Consider the following 17,546-nt stretch of genomic DNA (forward strand, 5'->3'; position numbering starts at 1 on the left):
TGTCTCCTCCTTGCTGTACGGAGCGGTTCAGACGGTTTCGCGGACGGCGCGGGAGAGGATGCTGAGACCCTCGTCCAGTTCCTCGGGGGTGATGGTGAGGGCGGGCAGCAGCTTGACGACCTCGCTCTCCGGGCCGGACGTCTCGATGAGAAGGCCGAGTTCGAAGGCGCGCCGGGCGACCCGCGAGGCCCGCTCCTTGTCGTGGAACTCCAGGCCCCACACGAGCCCGCGTCCGCGGTATTCCTTCACGTCGGCGAGGTTCTCCTCGGTGAGGGAGATCAGTGCCTGCTCGATCTGCTCGCCGCGGGTGCGGGTCTGCTTCTCCATGGCCGAGCCGTCGGTCCAGTAGGTCTCCAGGGCGGCGGTGGCGGTGACGAAGGCGGGGTTGTTGCCGCGGAAGGTGCCGTTGTGCTCGCCCGGCTCCCACACATCCAGCTCGGGCCTGAACAGGCACAGCGACATCGGCAGGCCGTACCCGCTGATCGACTTCGACACCGTCACGATGTCCGGGGTGATGCCCGCCTCCTCGAAGGAGAAGAAGGCACCGGTACGGCCGCAGCCCATCTGGATGTCGTCGACGATCAGCAGCATGTCCTGCCGCTCGCACAGCTCCTTCAGCGCACGCAGCCATTCGGGCCGGGCGACGTTGATGCCGCCCTCACCCTGCACGGTCTCCACGATCACCGCGGCGGGCCGGTTCAGACCGGAGCCCTGGTCCTCCAGCAGCCGCTCGAACCACAGGAAGTCCGGCACCTGGCCGTCGAAGTAGTTGTCGAACGGCATCGGCGTTCCGTGTACCAGCGGAACACCGGCACCCGCCCGCTTGAAGGCGTTGCCGGTCACCGCGAGCGAACCGAGCGACATCCCGTGGAAGGCGTTGGTGAACGACACGATCGCCTCGCGCCCCTTCACCTTCCGCGCCAGCTTCAGCGCGGACTCCACCGCGTTGGTACCCGTCGGCCCCGGGAACATGACCTTGTACGGCAGATCCCGCGGACGCAGCACCAGGTCCTGGAACGTCCTCAGGAAGGCCCGCTTCGCCGTGGTCGACATGTCCAGACCGTGCGTGACACCGTCCCGCTCCAGATAGTCGATCAGCGCCCGTTTCAGTACCGGGTTGTTGTGCCCGTAGTTGAGTGAACCGGCACCGGCGAAGAAGTCCAGGTACGCATGGCCGTCCTCGTCGTACATCCGGCTGCCCTGCGCCCGGTCGAACACCGTGGGCCAGGCGCGGCAGTAGCTGCGCACCTCGGACTCGAGGGTCTCGAACACGCTCAGGTCGGGCTGGGTGATGGTCACTGTGAATCGCTCCTCAGAGGGCGGTGGTCTCGGTCAACGGGCCTATGCGGTAAAGGACTTCGGGGTCGTGCGGACCGCCAGGGAACAACTCGGCCGGGAACAGCACCTCGCGGCTGACCCGTGCGCCGTGCCGCTCGGCGAACGAGGTGAACAGACGCTCGGAGGCGGTGTTGCCGGGGGTGATGGTGGTCTCCAGCTCGGTGATGCCGCGTTCGGCGATGAGCCGTGCGGCCAGGCTGTCCAGCAGCGACGCGGCGATGCCGAGGCCGCGGTGCCCGGCGTCGACGGCCACCTGCCAGACGAGCAGGGTGTGGGGGCGCTCCGGCCGCAGGTATCCGGTGACGAAACCGACCGGCTCCCCGTCCGCACCGCGCGCCACCACCGAGGTGCCGGAGAAGTCCCGACACCACAGCAGATAGCTGTAGGAGGAGTTCAGATCGAGGGTTTTCGAGTCCTTGGCGAGACGCCAGAGTGCGGCTCCGTCAGTCGTCGCCGGATGTTCGATGAGCAGGTCTGGGGATGCGGCGGTCATGCGGCACGAATTTAGCGAGGCGAATTCGAAAATGCACGGCAGCTGCGGTGAGGGCCCTCCGATGCCTGCGCGGAATGTCCGTGTTGCCCTACGGTAAATCGGGGCAAATCGCCTCTGCTGTGGATTGTGTCACAGCCCGAAAAGCGTCGGAAAGTCATCGGCAAACTCCCCTGTTTAGCTCTGCAAAAAGCGGGCAGAAGAAGACGGGAAGCTATCGTCCGGGTAATTTGCGGGGATTGTGAAAAGGAATTGAATTCGGGGTTCGGAAATTCCGGGCGCAAGTGCGGGCCTGGGGGCGGGGCCCCCAGGAATCGCCGCCGACGCCTAATGCCACGCGTTCTCCACGGCCTGGCGGGCGGCGACCGGATCCACCGACAGTCCCTGTTCCGCGAGCGCCGCGCCCAGTGCCGCGAGGGAAGCCCGCACCGCGCCCGGCGTCGCGTCGGGCCCGTAATGGTTGACCCGGATCATCTCCTTGGCCAGGGCGCCGCCACCGGCCGCGAGCGGCAGCGCCGGGTCGTCCCGCAGCGCCCGCGCCACCAGCTCCGAAGCCACCACACCGGACGGCACCCGCAGCGTCGTGGCGACCGGCGCCGCGTCCCTCTCCTCGTGCACATACGGCGCCAGGCCGCCGCCCAGTGCCACCGCTCCGGCCCGCGAAGCCAGCGCGGCGTTCCGGTGCCGGGCCATCACCCTCTCCAGGCCGGCCGACTCGATCCGCTCCAGGCACGCCTGGAGCGCCAGCATCTCCAGCTGGGCCGGAGCGTGCGGCAGCGCCTTGCGGCCGGCGTCGATCCAGCGCTCCTTCCAGTCCAGGAGGGAGAGATAGGAGCGGCGCGGGGCATGGGGATTGGCGGCCATCCTGGCCCACGCCCGCTCACTGACCGAGATCGCCGACACGCCCGCCGGGCCACCCATCGCCTTCTGCGCCCCGATCACGCACAGGTCCACGCCCCACGCGTCCGGCAGTACCGGCTCCGCGCCCACGGAGGCCACCGCGTCCAGGTAGAAGAGGGCGCCCTGCTCCCGGACCGCCTCGCCGATCTCCGCGACCGGGTTGGTGTTGCCCGTCGCCGCCTCGGCGTGCACCAGCGACACGAAGTCGATCTCCGGGTGCTCGGCGAACGCCTCCCGGATCTGCTCGGCCGTCACCGCCGTGTGGAAGGGGACGGAGACGTCGTGCACGGTGGCACCGGCGTCGCGCAGCCAGTCGCCGAAGGTCTGGCCGTACGGCCCCGTGATCACGTTCAGGGCCACCGTGCCCGGGCCGGCCGCGGCGCGGATCGCGCCCTCCAGTGGCAGCAGTGCCTCGCCCTGTGTGATCAGGACGTCCTGCCGGGTGTCCAGCAACCGGGCCACCCCGTCCTCGATGGCGGCGAAGCGCTCGGCACTCAGCGGGGGCAGGTCGAGGAAGGGGTGGGTCACGGCGGCGCTCTCTTCGCTCTCGGGGGCTCTGGGGGGTCGATTCCACCGATCTTAGGTCGAGAGGCTTCGTAACCATGGGTTTGATTTGAGAGACTCAAACCCTTCCTTATAATCGGAAGCCACAGTTCCCCCACAGGAGATCTCCCCATGAATACGCTCGTAGGGCGCCGGACCCGCCTTCTGGCCGCCACCACCGCGACCGCCGCACTCGCGCTCGTCGTGGCCGGCTGCTCCTCCAGCGACTCGGGGAGCGGCAAGACCACCGTCAAGGGCGTCCACCTCGCCAAGGCCGGGCAGCTGACCACCTGCACCCACCTGCCGTACCCGCCGTTCCAGTCGGAGGTCGACGGCAAGGTGCAGGGCTTCGACGTCTCCCTGATCGACCTCGTCGCCAAGAACCTCGGCGTCAAGCAGCAGATCCTCGACACGCCCTTCGAGAACTTCAAGACCGGCGCCTTCCTGAACTCCGGTGAGTGCGACCTGGCCGCCGCCGGCATGACCATCACGCCGGAGCGCAAGAAGAACGTCGACTTCTCCGACCCGTACTTCGAGGCCACCCAGGCCGTCCTCGTCGACAAGAAGAGCGGCATCAACTCGCTCGCCGACGTCAAGGCCAAGGGCAAGAAGCTCGGCGCCCAGGCGCAGACCACCGGCGAGGACTACGTCAAGGGCAAGGGCTACGACCCGGTCTCCTTCGAGTCCTCCGACGCGGTGATCAACGGCCTGCGCACCGGCCAGGTCCAGGCCGTCGTCATCGACTACCCGGTCGTGCAGGGCTGGCTCAAGGACAAGGCCAACGCGGACAAGCTCAAGGTCGTCGACAACCTCAAGACCGGTGAGCAGTACGGCTTCACCGTGAAGAAGGGCAACAAGGCCCTGCTCGACGCCATCAACAAGGCACTCAAGGACGCCAAGGCCGACGGCACCTACAAGAAGATCTACGAGAAGTGGATCGGCCCGTACGAGGCCTCCGTCGCCTCTCCCGCCGCCTCATGACCGATACGGACGTCACACTCCAGCCGAAGAAAAAGGGACTGACCCGGCGACAGAAGCGCCGTCTGTCGCGAGGCGTGCAGTACGCCGTCTTCGCCGCCGCCGTGATCGCCTTCGCGGTCACGGCGGACTGGGGGCGGCTGCAGAACCAGTTCGCGCAGGCCGACATCGCCCAGCAGATGTTCCCGGACGTCATCACGCTGGCGCTGAAGAACACCGTGCTCTACACGCTGTCCGGCTTCGTCGTCGGACTCGTCCTCGGCATGGTCATCGCGCTGATGCGGCTGTCCTCCGTGGGTCCGTACCGCTGGCTCGCGAGCGTCTACATCGAGATCTTCCGCGGCCTGCCCGCGCTGCTGATCTTCATCTTCGTCGGCGTGGCCGTCCCGCTCGCGTTCCCGGGCACGGAGATCCCGGGCGGCACCTACGGCAAGGTCGCCATCGCGCTCGGCCTGGTCTCGGCCGCCTACATGGCGGAGACCATCCGCGCCGGCATCCAGGCCGTGCCCAAGGGGCAGCTGGAGGCGGCCCGCTCGCTCGGCTTCTCGCCGGCGAGGGCCATGATCTCGATCATCATCCCGCAGGCGTTCCGGATCATCCTGCCGCCGCTCACCAACGAACTGGTCCTGCTCTTCAAGGACTCCTCGCTGGTGCTGTTCCTCGGCGTCACCCTGGAGGAGCGGGAACTGTCCAAGTTCGGCCGGGACCTCGCCAGTACGACCGCCAACTCCACGCCGATCCTGGTCGCGGGCCTGTGCTACCTGCTGGTCACCATCCCGCTCAGCTTCGTCGTCCGCCGCATGGAGACCAAGGCCCAGGAGGCGATCCGATGAGCCGCCCGGAGATCGAGGTACGCGCACTGCACAAGTCCTTCGGCGACAACGAGGTGCTGCGCGGCATCGACCTGGAGATCGGCCAGGGCGAGGTCGTCTGCGTCATCGGCCCCTCCGGCTCCGGCAAGTCCACGCTGCTGCGCTGCGTGAACCTGCTGGAGGAGCCCACCAAGGGCCAGGTCTTCGTCGGCGGCACCGAGGTGACCGACCCCGACGTCGACATCGACGCCGTACGCCGCCGGATCGGCATGGTCTTCCAGCAGTTCAACCTCTTCCCGCACCTGAACGTCACCGAGAACCTCGCGCTGCCCCAGCGCCGGGTCCTCGGGCGGGGCAAGGCGACGGCCGCGCGGATCGCCGCCGAGAACCTGGCCCGGGTCGGCCTGTCCGAGAAGGCGGACGCCTACCCGTCCTCCCTCTCCGGCGGTCAGCAGCAGCGCGTCGCCATCGCCCGCGCGCTCGCCATGGGCCCCGAGGTGATGCTGTTCGACGAGCCCACCTCCGCCCTCGACCCGGAGCTGGTCGGCGACGTCCTCGCCGTCATGCGCATGCTCGCCCGGGAGGGCATGACGATGATGGTCGTCACCCACGAGATGACCTTCGCCCGCGAGGTCGCCGACCGGGTCGTCTTCATGGACGGCGGTGTGATCGTCGAGGACGGCAGCCCCGAGCGGGTCATCGGCGATCCGCAGCACGAGCGCACCCGGCACTTCCTGTCCCGCCTGCTCGACCCGGCGATGGCCGAGGTGGAGGAGGAGACCTCGGACCAGGTGGGGAGGTCCGGGCGGTAGCTCACTAAGGTGCGGTACATGAGCGATCAGGCGGTACTGCACGTGAAGGGCCGGGTCCTGGCGGGGCCCGAGGACGTCCGCGACGAGCTGTGGGTGGTCGGCGGCCGGATCTCCTACGACCGCCCCGCCGGCGCCCGGGACGTCCGGACCGTCGCGGGCTGGGCGCTGCCCGGTCTGGTCGACGCGCACTGCCATGTGGGTCTCGACGCGCACGGCCCGGTCGACGCGGCGACCGCGGAGAAGCAGGCGCTCACCGACCGGGAGGCGGGCACCCTGCTGATCCGCGACGCGGGCTCGCCCTCCGACACCCGCTGGATCGACGACCGGGACGACCTGCCCAAGATCGTCCGGGCGGGCCGGCACATCGCCCGCACCCGCCGCTACATCCGCAACTACGCCTGGGAGATCGAGCCGGACGACCTGGTGGCGTACGTCGCCCAGGAGGCCCGGCGCGGCGACGGCTGGGTCAAGCTGGTCGGCGACTGGATCGACCGCGACCTCGGTGACCTGGCGCCCTGCTGGCCCCGCGAGGCGGTGGACGCCGCCATCGCCGAGGCCCACCGGCTCGGAGCCCGGGTCACCGCCCACTGCTTCGCCGAGAGCTCGCTGCGCGACCTGGTCGAGGCGGGCATCGACTGCATCGAGCACGCGACGGGCCTCACCGAGGACCTGATCCCGCTGTTCGCCGAGCGGGGCGTCGCGATCGTCCCCACCCTGGTCAACATCGCCACCTTCCCCAGGCTCGCGGCGGGCGGCGACAAGAGGTTCCCGCGCTGGTCCGCGCACATGCGCCGGCTGCACGAGCGGCGCTACGACACCGTGCGCGGTGCCTACGACGCCGGCATCCCCGTCTACGTCGGCACGGACGCCGGCGGCTCACTCGCCCACGGTCTGGTCGCGGAGGAGGTCGCCGAGCTGGTCACCGCCGGCATCCCGCCCGTCGAGGCCCTCTCGGCGACGAGCTGGGGCGCCCGCGCCTGGCTCGGCCGGCCCGGCCTGGAGGAGGGCGCCCCGGCCGACCTGGTGGTCTACGAGGCCGATCCCCGGGCGGACGTACGGGTGCTGGCGGCGCCGCGACGGGTGGTGCTGAGCGGGCACGTCGTCGAGTAGATGTACCCGTGATTCGAATCGTCGTGCGGGATATCCACGTTCGAGTGAAGTAACCCAGGATCGCTGACCGTTCACCCACAGTGCGTACAGGGTTGACGTGTCCCAAGCATGTCCCGTCTGGGGGTCCCACCGCCTTGAACAGCAACGATTTCCGCATGCCCGCACGCCGTCTCGCCGCGCTCGCCACGGTCACCGCCCTCACCGCGGCGCCCGCGGCCCTGGGCGCGGGCGCGGCGCACGCGACCACCGGCCACGGTCGCGCCTCCGCCGTCGTCCTGCGCACCGGGCTCGATGTGTCCCTGCTCGACAAGACCGTGAACGTCCCGCTCGCGGTCTCCCTCAACGAGGTCCAGGCCCCGCGGAGCGCCGACAGGACCGCGCTCTCCGCCCGGCTCGACGGCGTGAACGGCGGCCGGCCGTTCACCGTGCTCGGCGCGGACGTCGCCGCGGCCAGGGCCACGGTGACGACGAAGCGCGCCGAGGGCTCGGTGCGGGTCGTGGGCGCCAGGCTGCACGTCCCCGGCCTGCCCCTGCTGTCCCTGATCGAGGCCGACACGGTCACCGCCAGGGCCACCTGCGAGGCCGGCAAGGCACCGGCCGCCTCGGCGAGCGTCCTCGGCACGGTCACCGTCCTCGGCAAGCGCGTCACGCTGACCGCCGGCGGCACGACCGAGGTGAAGGTGCCCGGCGTCGGCGAGGTCCGCCTCGACCTCTCCCGGCGGACCACCACGACCCGTACGGCCGCCGCGACCGCCCTCGAACTCAAGGTCTCCGTCAACCCCTTGAAGCGGAACGTCGCCGACGTCGAGGGCACGGTCACGCTGGCCGGGGCCACCTGCGAATCCCCGACGGCCCCGCCCACCGGCAAGCCGGTGCCGAGCCACGACCCGGCCGCCGACGTCCGCCCGCAGGGCGCTCCGGCCCAGGCCGGCCTCGCGGAGACCGGCGGCAGCTCGGCGACCCCGTACATCGCGGGCGGCGCGCTGGCGCTGCTGCTGCTCGGCGGGGGAGCGGTGACGGTGGCCCGCCGCCGGAAGAACTGACGGCCCGCCTCCCGGCGCTGTCCGCCCGTCACCCGCCGGACACCCCGGCCGCTGTCCCGCCGGGGGGTCATCCCGCGATGGCGGAGCCGACGGGGCCTCTCGGCCTGCGGATTCCCGGGTCTCAGCCTCTCGGTTCGGGTGGGTGGGTGGGGGAAGGCAGGGCGATCGACAGTGCCTTCAGGAAACCGTTCACCGTCCGCCGGTCCCGTACAGCGATCCGTATCCACTCCGCGCCGAGCCCCGGAAACGTGTCCCCTCGCCGCACCGCGTAGCCGAGGTCCCGCAACCGTCGCCGTACACCGCTCGCATCCTCCGTCCGGACCAGCACGAACGGTCCCTCCGCGGGCTCCACCACCCGGACGCCACGCGAAGCGAAAGCCGCCAGGCCCGACACCAGGTGCGCCCGGTCCCCGGCGACGCGGTGCGCCGCGTGCCCCGCCTCGGCCAGCGCCCGTGGCGCCACGCACGCCCGAGCCGCGACCAGGGCCGGCGTCGACACCGGCCACAGCGGCTGCGCCCGCTCCAGCTCGGCGATCACCTCGGGCGCCGCCAGCGCGTACCCGATGCGCAGCCCGGCCAGCCCCCAGGTCTTGGTGAGGCTGCGCAGCACGACCAGACCCGGCACATCGGTCCGCCCGGCCAGCGCCTCCCGCTCACCGGGCACGGCGTCCATGAACGCCTCGTCCACCACCAACGTCCGCCCCGGACGGGCCAGCCGGACGATCGCCTCCGCCGGATGCAGCACCGACGTCGGATTGGTGGGGTTGCCGACCACCACCAGGTCGGCTGCCTCCGGCACGGCCGCCGGGTCCAGCCGGAAGGCGTCCTCCTCCCGCAGCAGCACCCGTTCCACGGTGTGCCCGGCGTCCCGCAGCGCGGCCTCCGGCTCCGTGAACTGCGGGTGCACCACGACCGGGTGACGGACCTTCAGTGCCCGGGCGAGCAGCACGAACGCCTCCGCGGCACCCGCCGTCAGCAGCACCCGCTCCACCGGCAGCCCGTGCCGCGCCGCCACCGCCGCCCGCGCGGCCCGCCCGTCCGGGTAGCCCGCGAGGGACGACAGGGAACCGGCGATCTCCTCCCGCAGCCACGGCGGGGGCGTGTCCGCACGGACGTTGACGGCGAGGTCGACCAACGCGGCCCCGTCGTCACGCACTTCGGCGTCGCCGTGGTGCCGTAGATCGTGCCCGGACCCGCCGGTGTCCTCAGTGCGCATGGCTGTGCGAGTGCCCCCCGTGATGGTGGTGCCCGTGCCCGTGGTGGTGGCCGTCGTCGTCCGGGTGGAAGTGCGGCTGCTGCGGCAGCCCGACCTTGTCCTCGAAGCCCGGCAGCGCGATCCGGTACACGCAGGTGTCGCAGTTCATCCGCAGATCGCCCTTGACCGCCTCCTCGTACCGCTCCATCACCAGGTCCAGCAGCTCCGGCTCGGGCCCGATGACGTCGGCCGACCGCACCTCGACCTCCGGGTGCGCGGCGGCCCACCCCTCGGTCTGCTGCCGCACCCGGTCCGGCAGGATGCCGGTGAACAGGAAGTAGGGGAGCACGACGATCTTCCGCGCCCCCAGCGCGACACACCGGTCGAGGCCGCTCGGCACGTCCGGCGCCGCGAGCGACACGAACGCCGTCTCCACCCCTGCGTACCCACGGCCCTCCCACAGCAGCCGCGCCGCCTTGAACACCTCGGCGTTGGCGTCGGGGTCGGTCGACCCGCGCCCGACGAGCAGCACGGTGACGTCCGCCCGCTCCTCGGGGGTGCCCGCCGGGCCCCCGAGCGCCTCGTCGAGCCTCCGCTCCAGCACGCTCAGCAGCGCAGGGTGCGGGCCCAGCGGGCGGCCGTAGGTGTAGGAGATGCCCGGGTGCCGCTCCTTCTCCCGGGACAGCGCGGCCGGGATGTCGCCCTTGGCGTGCCCGGCGGACACCAGCATCAGCGGCACCGCGGCGAACCGGCGTACCCCCTGCTCGACCAGTTCGGCGACGGCCTCGCCCAGCGGCGGCGGGGACAGCTCGATGAAGCCGCCCGCGACGGGCAGCTCGGGGTGGCGGCGGCCCAGCTCCCGGACGAAGTCACGGAACGCCTCGGCTCCGGCGTCGTCACGGGTGCCGTGTCCGGCGATCAGCAGGGCGGGCGGGGTGGTCACGAGGTCTCCTCAGCAGAAACGGGGTGGTACAGCAGGGCGTTGAGCGCGGCGGCGGCGACCGCCGAACCGCCCTTCTCGGACACGTTGCTCACGGCGGGCAGCCCGCTCGCCCGCAACGCCTCCTTGGACTCGGCGGCGCCGACGAAACCGACGGGCAGACCGATGACGAGCGCGGGGGAGGCGTCCAGGGTCAGCAGCTCCTCCAGGGCGGTCGGCGCACAGCCGATCACCCACAGGGCGCCCGGCCCGACCTCCTCGTACGCGAGCCGGATCGCGTGGGCCGAACGGGTCAGCCCCGGCCCGGACTCGGCGTCCTTCAGCCGGCAGACGGTCTCGCGCCGGGTGATGCCGGCCGCGACCATCTCCACGTCCACGACGACCGGCGCCCCGGCGTGCAGCGCGGCGTGCGCCTTCACCAGGTCCTCCTCGGCCGTGACGAGATCGGTCGCGTACTCCAGGTCGGCGGCGGAGTGGATGACCCGCTCCACCACCGCCCGGGTCAGCGGCGGGAAGTGCGAGGTGTCCAGGCGGGCGCGCAGCCGCCGGAAGGACTCCTGCTCGATGGGATGGACCACGCGGTTCACCGGGTGCCCTCCTGCCCCGCGGCGGAGCCGCTCGTCGACGCGGACTCCTGCCAGCGGTAGCCGCGCGGGGTCACCATGCGCCCCGCGATGTTCCGGGTCGCGGTGTTGCCCACGGTCACGACCGTCATCATGTCGACCGTCGCCGGGTCCAGACCGGCGAGCGTGGTGACCCGGCCGGCCTCGTCGGGGCGGGACGCGTTGCGCACGACTCCGACGGGTGTCGCCGGTTCGCGGTGCCCGGCGAGGATCGACAGCGCCTTGGGCAGCTGCCAGTCGCGGCCCCGGGAGCGCGGGTTGTAGAAGGTGACGACGATGTCCGCCTCGGCCGCCGCCCGCACCCGGCGCTCGATGACCTCCCACGGTGTGTGCAGGTCGGACAGGCTGATGGACACGTGGTCGTGGCCCAGCGGCGCGCCCAGGATCGCCGCAGCGGCCAGCGCCGCCGTCACCCCGGGCACCCCGACCACGTCGATGTCGTCCGACGCCTCCGCGAGCGCAGGGGAGGCCATGGCGTAGACGCCCGCGTCCCCGCTGCCGATCAGGGCCACCGCGTGCCCCTTGCGGGCCTCCGCGACCGCCGTACGGGCCCGCTCCTCCTCCGCGCCGAGCCCCGACTCCAGCACCCGGGTCCCGGGCCGCAGCAGATCGCGGATCTGGTCCACGTACTGGTCCAGCCCGACCAGCACGGAGGCCCGCCGCAGCTCGGCCGCCGCGCGCGGGGTGAGCAGGTCCCGGGCGCCCGGCCCGAGCCCGACCACCGCGAGCCGCCCGCGCCCCGGACGCCGTACCACGGCGCAGGTCGCCATCGCCGGCTGCCCGTCGGCGCGCTCCGACTTCCGCTTGGGGACGACGAGTTCACCGCCGCGCACCAGCGCGGCGGCCTCCGCCACCGACGGCGTGCCGACGGCCGCGAGCGGCGCGCTGGACGGGTTGGGCACCTCGACATCCGCCAACTCCTCGGCGGGGTACGTCACCACGGGCACCCCGAGCCGTTCGGCGGCGGCGACGATGCCCGGCTCCTCCGCCTTGGCGTCCACGGTGGCGAGTTCGGCCACCGACTTCGGCGAGAGCCCCGCCTCCGCCAGCGCCGCCTCGATCAGCCCGAGCACCTCGGTCACCGGCGCGCCCTTCGACGCGCCGACCCCGACCACCAGCGACGGCGGCCTGAGCAGCACCTCGCGTTCGCCGGGTGCGACGGCCCGGTCGGTGAGCCGGACGGTGTACCGCCCCTCGGCCGCGACCGGCAGCGGCGGCAGCGGCCACGCCACCTCGGCCTCCAGCGCGACCGGTTCGCCGTCCAGCAGCGCCCGGGAGACCGCGGCGAGCGCACCCTCGTACGGCAGCCCGAGCGTGTCCAGGCCGGGCAGCCCGACCGAGTCCGTCGCCGTCGTCACCACCGGCTCCGCGCCCAGCGACTCCCCGACCTCGCGGGCGAGTTCGTTGGCGCCGCCGCCGTGCCCGCCGACCAGCGACACCGCGAACCGGCCGCCCTCGTCCACGCACACCACGCCCGGGTCGGCGGCCTTGTGGCCGAGCAGCGGCGCGAGCAGCCGTACCACCGCTCCCGTCGCCAGGAAGCACACCAGCTGGTCGCACTCCGCGAACGCGGCCCGTACGGCCTCCCCGGCGGGACCGTCGTACACACGCGTGCGGTCCGGCCAGGCCGCGGCCAGCCGGTCCCGCGCCGCCGCCCCCGCCGCGGTGGCGGAAATGAGGCCGATCACTGGACAACTCCTTCACTCGACACCGGGGTTCTCACGCCCCACAGCAGAAACACAGGATTGGTGGCCGCCAGCCGGGTCACGTCCCCCGGCAGCGGCGCCAGGCGCGAGGACTGGAGCAGCACCCCGTCGCAGCCGAACCCGGCGGCCGTCAGCGCCTCGCGCGCCGCCGGCACCCGGTCCAGCGCGGCCACGGCGACGACGACCGTGCGCCGCGCCCGCCGCGCACACGCGGTGACGACGGCGGGCAGCTCCCGGCCCCCGCCGCCGACGAACACCGCGTCGGGATCGTCGGCCAGGCCGGCCAGCGCCCGCGGTGCCGAGCCGTGCACCACGTCCACGTCCACGCCGTGGGCGTCCGCGTTGGCCCGGATCCGCTCGACCCCGTCCGGGGCCTTCTCCACGGCGACGACGGCCGCGCCGAGCCGCGCGCACTCCACCGCGACCGAGCCCGACCCGGCGCCCACGTCCCACACCAGGTCACCCAGCCGCGGCCCCAGCCGGGCCAGGGCCAGCGCCCGCACCTCGAACTTGGTGATCATCGAGTCCCGGTGCGTGAACTCGTCCTCGTCCAGGGCCCACCGGACCGGCGCCGGGGGCACCCCGGCGACCGTACGCACCGCGCCGAGCGCCCGTGCCTCGTCCAGGCACAGCACCACGCTCACCGCCGTGCCCCAGTCCCGGGAAGCCGCCTCGGCGGCCGTCACCCGCTCCACGCGCTCCCGGCCGGGGTCGCCGAGGGCACTCGCCACGACCAGGACGCGGCCGGCGGGCAGCGCGGCACCCAGCTCGGCGGGCCCGGCCCCCGGCCCGGTCAGCACGGCCACCTTCGGCCGCGCCCGGCACACGTTCACCGCCGTGCGCAGCTCCCGGCCGTGCGCGCTGACCACGACCGCGTCGTCCCAGGGCAGCCCGATCCGGGCGAAGGCGGTGGCCACGGACGACACTCCCGGCCGTACGTCCAGCAGCCCGGCACCGAACCGCTCGGCCAGCGCCCGCACGATCCCGAAGAACCCCGGGTCGCCGGAGGCCAGCACGACGACCGGCAGTTCCTTGCGGACGTACTCCCCGACGGTGTCCAGGGCGGGCGCCAGCGGCCCGAGCACGATCCGGCAGGCACCCTCGGGCAGCGCCACTGCGTCCAGGTGCCGCCGCCCGCCGACGACCAGCGCGGCCCCGGCGAGGACGTCCTCGGGAACCGGTGAGCCCGTTCCGGTACCGACGACCGTGATCAACTCTTCGCCCTCTGCTCACGCAGAGCCCGCCGCGCCTCGGGGTCGGCCTTCCGGTACCCGTGGAAGTGCCCCGGGTGGTACAGATGCGAGCGCGTTCCCTTGGCGTCCAGCGCCGGGCCGATCAGGAACAGCGTGTGCTTCCAGAGCTTGTGCTCCTTGACCGTCTCCTCCAGGGTCTCGATCGTGCACCGCACGACCAGCTCCTCCGGCCAGGTCGCCTGGTACGCCACCACCACGGGGGTGGACGTGGGGTAGCCGCCCTCCAGCAGTTCCCGCACCAGCTGCCCGCTGCGCGCCGCCGACAGGAAGACCGCCATGGTGGTGCCGTGGCGGGCGAACTCCCGCACCTCCTCACCGGGCGGCATCGGCGTCTTGCCGCCGCCCAGCCGGGTCAGCACCACGGACTGGGCGACCTCGGGGATCGTCAGCTCGCGCCGGGCGATCGCGGCCACGGCGGAGAAGGAGGACACGCCCGGGACGACCTCGGTCGCGATGCCGATCTCCTGGCAGCGGTCCAGCTGCTCCTGCGTGCCGCCCCACAGGGCCGGGTCACCGGAGTGGATCCGGGCGACCTTCAGCCCCTCCTGGAACGCACGCCGGTACACGGCCACGACGTCCTCCAGCGACATGGCCGCCGAGTCCAGGATCTCGGCACCCTCGCGGGCGTGGTCGAGGACCTCGGCCTGGACCAGGCTCGCGGCCCAGATCACGACGTCGGCCTCGGCGATGGCCCGAGCGGCACGGAACGTCAGCAGATCGGCGGCGCCGGGGCCGGCACCGACGAAGGTCACCTTGCCGGTGGGGGCATCGGCCATGGGAATCGGTCCTCTCCTACAAGTGCGAGTCAGTACGTGAACGGCTGTCGGACATGCGCGAACGCCGGTCCATCGGATACCAAGGGCCTATGGCGGTCTTCGTCGCGCTCGGCGCGTTCCTGATGACGCTGGCCGGCGGCTGGACGGCACAGCGCGTGACCGACCGCCGCCATCTGGTGCTGGGCCTGGCCGGCGGGCTGATGCTGGGCGTGGTGGGCCTGGACCTGCTGCCGGAGGCACTGCACACGGCCGACCGCGAGATCTTCGGCGTACCCGCCGCCCTGCTGCTCTTCGTGGCCGGCTTCCTGCTGGCCCACCTCGTGGAGCGCACCCTGGCCGTGCGCCAGGCGGCGCACGGCGGCGCCGAGGGACACCGCCACCGGGCGCCCGAGGTGGGCCTCGCGGCGGCCGGCGCGATGGTGGGCCACAGCGCCATGGACGGCGTGGCGATCGGCGCGGCCTTCCAGGTGGGCGGCGGCATGGGCACCGCCGTCGCGCTCGCCGTGATCGCCCACGACTTCGCCGACGGTTTCAACACCTTCACCATCACCAGCCTGTACGGCAACGCGCGCCGCCGGGCCATCGGGATGCTGGTCGCCGACGCCTGCGCACCCGTACTGGGCGCGCTGTCCACGGCCTTCTTCCACATCCCCGCGCCGGTGCTCGGCGGCTATCTCGGCCTCTTCGGCGGTGTGCTGCTCTACCTCGCCGCCGCCGAGATCCTGCCCGAGGCCCACCACGAGCACCCGGCCCGCTCCACCCTGTTGTGCACGGTGGCCGGAGCCGCGTTCATCTGGCTGGTGGTCGGCGTCTCCGGCTGACCGCGCGGACGGTGTCACAGCTTGCCGCCCCGGCCGCCGTCCCGTCGCGGCGGCGCGATCAGCGTCGACAGATACGGCAGCGGCGACCCGTCCAGCTCGGCGGCAGGCCGCACCGACTCCTCCGGCAGGCCCAGCGCCGAGCCCCACACGGCGTCCGCGAGCCGCCCGGTCTCCGCGAGCGCCTCGGCGACCTCGGCGGCCTGCCGGCCGAACTTGTACGCCACGACCGTCCCCGGGCCGGCCAGCGCCTCCTTCAGCACGGCGGACCCGGCGGTGACCGGTACGAGGGTGAGCGGCTCGGTGCCCTCGGTCAGCACGGCCCCGGACCGCGCCGCGAGATCCTGCATGGCGGTGATCCCGGGCACGGTCTCCACGGCGACACCGGGCACCAGCTCCACGATGGTCTGCGCGAGGTAGGTGAACGTCGAGTACACGTTCGGATCCCCGATGGTGGCGAAGGCGACCGACCCGTGCGCGCGCAGCAGCCCGGCGACCCGCTCGCCCGCCGCGTCCCAGGCCGCCTCGCGCCGCGCCCGGTCGGTCCGCTCGTTCAGCGCGAACACCACCCGGACGATCTTCTCCGCGGGCACGTAGTGCGACACGGTCGCCTCGGCCCGGCCCCGCTCTCCGGTGTCCATCACCGGTACGACGACGACGTCGGCCGAACGCAGCGCGTTGACCCCCTTGACGGTCACCAGCTCCGGATCGCCGGGACCGACCCCGACTCCGATCAGCCTGCTGCTCATGACGTCCGGCACCTCTCCACGAACCGATGGGCCACACCGGGCTGGGACGCCCAGTGCGTGTGCAGATAACTCGCGTGCACGCCCTGCTGTACAAAACCTTCGACCCGCCGCACCGGGGTCCGCACGCCCCAGGCGGGAGCGGCGCCGGCGCCCGGCTCGACGACGGTGCGATGGAACTCGTGCCCGCGCATCCGCGTCCCGGCCACGGCCAGCACGCTGTCACCGACGGCCACGGCGTCCCGGTAGCCGAGGGTCAGCCGTTCGCTCATCCGCGCGGTGGCGTCCAGTACGCCGCACATGGGGCGACCGTCCAACTCGCGGCAGAGGTAGAGCAGTCCGGCGCATTCGGCGGCTACGGGGGCGCCGCTCGACGCCAGTGCGGCGACGGCCCTGCGGAGCGGCTCGTTGGCGGACAGCTCACCGGCGTACACCTCGGGGAATCCACCGCCGAGGACCAGTCCGGCCGTCCCCTCGGGCAGCCGCTCGTCCCGGAGGGGGTCGAAGGTGACCACCTCGGCACCGGCGGCGGCGAGCAGCTCGGTGTGCTCGGCATAGGAGAAGCTGAAGGCGGCCCCCCCGGCAACCGCGACAACGGGCCTTCCGGCGGAACGGGCCACCTCCAGGCCCCGCGTCGCGGCGGCCCCAGCCGACTCCTGCGCCCGCTTTTCGACGGACCGAGCCGACTGCTGGTCCCGCTTTTCAGCCGGCCGAGTCGGGTGGTGGGTGGGCGAGGCGGGGGTCCAGGGGGCGGAGCCCCCTGGGAGGGCACCCGCAGCACGGGCGACTGCTTCCAACGCCGTCAGGTCACAACCGGCCGACACCATCGCGGCCATCGCCGCAACGGCGGCCACCGCAGCGGACCGCCGCTCGGCGACCGGCACCAGCCCCAGATGCCGCGACGGCGTCTCCACCGGCGCCGCCCGCCGCAGCACACCGAGTACCGGCACCCCCGCCGCGTCCAGCGCCTCCCGCAGGAGCGCCTCGTGCCGGTCCGACGCGACCTTGTTCAGGATCACGCCCCCGACCCGCACCTCCGGATCCCAGGAGGCGAACCCGTGCACGAGCGCCGCCACCGACCGCGACTGCGACGACGCGTCCACCACGAGCACCACCGGCGCCCGCAGCAACTTGGCCACCTGGGCCGTGGACGCGAGTTCCCCCTCGCCCGCGGCCCCGTCGTACAGCCCCATCACGCCCTCGACCACAGCCAGGTCACAGCCCCGCGCCCCGTGCAGGAACAGCGGAGCGACCAGCTCCGGCCCGCACAAGTACGCGTCGAGATTGCGCCCCACCCGCCCGGTCGCGAGCGCGTGGTACCCGGGGTCGATGTAGTCCGGCCCGACCTTGTGCGCGGACACGGCGAGCCCCCGCGCGGCGAACGCGGCCATCAGCCCCGTGGCCACGGTGGTCTTGCCGCTGCCCGAGGAGGGCGCGGCGATGACCAGCCGAGGCACCGACAT

General features: G+C 72.7%; 17 protein-coding genes. 6 read left to right on the top strand and 11 right to left on the bottom strand.

Annotation, left to right across the window (positions count from 1 at the left end; translation table 11 throughout):
* Positions 1-27 precede the first annotated feature (27 nt).
* The 3 genes from ectB to ACIGYR_RS13185 all read right to left on the bottom strand — a co-directional run bounded on the left by ectB (position 28) and on the right by ACIGYR_RS13185 (position 3,256).
* Positions 28-1,299 carry a diaminobutyrate--2-oxoglutarate transaminase gene (gene ectB / locus ACIGYR_RS13175; protein WP_399595135.1) on the bottom strand — a complete coding sequence of 424 codons (1,272 nt, stop codon included), beginning with the start codon at positions 1,297-1,299 and terminating at the stop codon, positions 28-30.
* A 13-nt stretch (positions 1,300-1,312) separates the two neighbouring features.
* The gene (gene ectA / locus ACIGYR_RS13180) at positions 1,313-1,831 is read right to left on the bottom strand and encodes a diaminobutyrate acetyltransferase (RefSeq protein ID WP_391839543.1); all 519 of its coding nucleotides are present in this window, start codon (positions 1,829-1,831) and stop codon (positions 1,313-1,315) included.
* A gap of 324 nt (positions 1,832-2,155) precedes the next feature.
* A complete protein-coding gene (locus ACIGYR_RS13185) occupies positions 2,156-3,256 on the bottom strand; it encodes a pyridoxal-phosphate-dependent aminotransferase family protein (RefSeq protein WP_399595133.1) in 1,101 nt (366 codons plus the stop codon).
* A 147-nt stretch (positions 3,257-3,403) separates the two neighbouring features.
* Here ACIGYR_RS13185 and ACIGYR_RS13190 point away from each other — a divergent pair, with 147 nt between their 5' ends.
* The 5 genes from ACIGYR_RS13190 to ACIGYR_RS13210 all read left to right on the top strand — a co-directional run bounded on the left by ACIGYR_RS13190 (position 3,404) and on the right by ACIGYR_RS13210 (position 8,026).
* Entirely contained in the window at positions 3,404-4,252 is an 849-nt protein-coding gene (locus tag ACIGYR_RS13190) for a transporter substrate-binding domain-containing protein (RefSeq protein ID WP_399595131.1), read from the top strand.
* Positions 4,249-5,082, top strand: coding sequence for an amino acid ABC transporter permease (locus ACIGYR_RS13195; protein ID WP_399595128.1), 834 nt, complete (start codon positions 4,249-4,251; stop codon positions 5,080-5,082). The genes ACIGYR_RS13190 and ACIGYR_RS13195 overlap by 4 nt, the downstream gene beginning before the upstream one ends.
* Positions 5,079-5,873, top strand: a complete 795-nt coding sequence (locus ACIGYR_RS13200; RefSeq protein WP_399595125.1) for an amino acid ABC transporter ATP-binding protein — start codon at positions 5,079-5,081, stop codon at positions 5,871-5,873. Before ACIGYR_RS13195 ends, ACIGYR_RS13200 begins: the two co-directional genes overlap by 4 nt.
* A gap of 18 nt (positions 5,874-5,891) precedes the next feature.
* Positions 5,892-6,983 (top strand): amidohydrolase family protein, encoded by a 1,092-nt coding sequence (locus tag ACIGYR_RS13205; RefSeq protein ID WP_399595123.1) that lies wholly within the window; start codon positions 5,892-5,894, stop codon positions 6,981-6,983.
* Positions 6,984-7,117: 134 nt separating this feature from the next.
* Positions 7,118-8,026, top strand: a complete 909-nt coding sequence (locus tag ACIGYR_RS13210) for an SCO1860 family LAETG-anchored protein (protein ID WP_399595122.1) — start codon at positions 7,118-7,120, stop codon at positions 8,024-8,026.
* 121 nt (positions 8,027-8,147) lie between these two features.
* Here ACIGYR_RS13210 and cobC read toward each other — a convergent pair whose 3' ends face one another.
* The 6 genes from cobC to cobM are packed head-to-tail and all read right to left on the bottom strand — an operon-like array spanning position 8,148 to position 14,519.
* Positions 8,148-9,242 carry an Rv2231c family pyridoxal phosphate-dependent protein CobC gene (gene cobC, locus ACIGYR_RS13215; RefSeq protein WP_399595120.1) on the bottom strand — a complete coding sequence of 365 codons (1,095 nt, stop codon included), beginning with the start codon at positions 9,240-9,242 and terminating at the stop codon, positions 8,148-8,150.
* Positions 9,232-10,164 carry a sirohydrochlorin chelatase gene (locus tag ACIGYR_RS13220; protein WP_391839559.1) on the bottom strand — a complete coding sequence of 311 codons (933 nt, stop codon included), beginning with the start codon at positions 10,162-10,164 and terminating at the stop codon, positions 9,232-9,234. The genes cobC and ACIGYR_RS13220 overlap by 11 nt, the downstream gene beginning before the upstream one ends.
* Positions 10,161-10,748, bottom strand: a complete 588-nt coding sequence (locus ACIGYR_RS13225) for a precorrin-8X methylmutase (RefSeq protein WP_391839561.1) — start codon at positions 10,746-10,748, stop codon at positions 10,161-10,163. The genes ACIGYR_RS13220 and ACIGYR_RS13225 overlap by 4 nt, the downstream gene beginning before the upstream one ends.
* Positions 10,745-12,472 carry a precorrin-3B C(17)-methyltransferase gene (cobJ, locus tag ACIGYR_RS13230; RefSeq protein WP_399595117.1) on the bottom strand — a complete coding sequence of 576 codons (1,728 nt, stop codon included), beginning with the start codon at positions 12,470-12,472 and terminating at the stop codon, positions 10,745-10,747. The genes ACIGYR_RS13225 and cobJ overlap by 4 nt, the downstream gene beginning before the upstream one ends.
* Positions 12,469-13,704, bottom strand: coding sequence for a precorrin-6y C5,15-methyltransferase (decarboxylating) subunit CbiE (cbiE, locus tag ACIGYR_RS13235; protein WP_399595114.1), 1,236 nt, complete (start codon positions 13,702-13,704; stop codon positions 12,469-12,471). Before cbiE ends, cobJ begins: the two co-directional genes overlap by 4 nt.
* Positions 13,701-14,519: a precorrin-4 C(11)-methyltransferase gene (cobM, locus tag ACIGYR_RS13240; RefSeq protein ID WP_399595111.1), complete on the bottom strand. Its 819-nt coding sequence runs from the start codon at positions 14,517-14,519 to the stop codon at positions 13,701-13,703. The genes cbiE and cobM overlap by 4 nt, the downstream gene beginning before the upstream one ends.
* 89 nt (positions 14,520-14,608) lie before the next feature.
* Here cobM and ACIGYR_RS13245 point away from each other — a divergent pair, with 89 nt between their 5' ends.
* Complete coding sequence (locus ACIGYR_RS13245) at positions 14,609-15,340, top strand: ZIP family metal transporter (protein WP_391839568.1); 732 nt, start codon at positions 14,609-14,611, stop codon at positions 15,338-15,340.
* Positions 15,341-15,354: 14 nt separating this feature from the next.
* Here the strand turns inward: ACIGYR_RS13245 and cobI are convergent, their stop codons facing one another.
* Together cobI and ACIGYR_RS13255 are read right to left on the bottom strand one after the other, a co-directional pair.
* On the bottom strand, positions 15,355-16,086 hold the full coding sequence (gene cobI, locus ACIGYR_RS13250) for a precorrin-2 C(20)-methyltransferase (protein WP_399595108.1): 732 nt from the start codon (positions 16,084-16,086) through the stop codon (positions 15,355-15,357).
* Entirely contained in the window at positions 16,083-17,546 is a 1,464-nt protein-coding gene (locus tag ACIGYR_RS13255) for a cobyrinate a,c-diamide synthase (protein ID WP_399595105.1), read from the bottom strand. Before ACIGYR_RS13255 ends, cobI begins: the two co-directional genes overlap by 4 nt.

Origin of the sequence: Streptomyces sp. NPDC053076, from assembly GCF_044546845.1 — a bacterium.
In the GTDB taxonomy this organism is placed as follows: domain Bacteria; phylum Actinomycetota; class Actinomycetes; order Streptomycetales; family Streptomycetaceae; genus Streptomyces.

Coding starts and splice junctions, on each gene's coding strand:
- ectA (WP_391839543.1), bottom strand. CDS start 1,831: ATGACCGCCGCATCCCCAGACCTGCTCATCGAACATCCGGCGACGACT.
- ACIGYR_RS13190 (WP_399595131.1), top strand. CDS start 3,404: ATGAATACGCTCGTAGGGCGCCGGACCCGCCTTCTGGCCGCCACCACC.
- ACIGYR_RS13195 (WP_399595128.1), top strand. CDS start 4,249: ATGACCGATACGGACGTCACACTCCAGCCGAAGAAAAAGGGACTGACC.
- ACIGYR_RS13200 (WP_399595125.1), top strand. CDS start 5,079: ATGAGCCGCCCGGAGATCGAGGTACGCGCACTGCACAAGTCCTTCGGC.
- ACIGYR_RS13205 (WP_399595123.1), top strand. CDS start 5,892: ATGAGCGATCAGGCGGTACTGCACGTGAAGGGCCGGGTCCTGGCGGGG.
- cobC (WP_399595120.1), bottom strand. CDS start 9,242: ATGCGCACTGAGGACACCGGCGGGTCCGGGCACGATCTACGGCACCAC.
- cobM (WP_399595111.1), bottom strand. CDS start 14,519: ATGGCCGATGCCCCCACCGGCAAGGTGACCTTCGTCGGTGCCGGCCCC.
- ACIGYR_RS13245 (WP_391839568.1), top strand. CDS start 14,609: ATGGCGGTCTTCGTCGCGCTCGGCGCGTTCCTGATGACGCTGGCCGGC.
- cobI (WP_399595108.1), bottom strand. CDS start 16,086: ATGAGCAGCAGGCTGATCGGAGTCGGGGTCGGTCCCGGCGATCCGGAG.
- ACIGYR_RS13255 (WP_399595105.1), bottom strand. CDS start 17,546: ATGTCGGTGCCTCGGCTGGTCATCGCCGCGCCCTCCTCGGGCAGCGGC.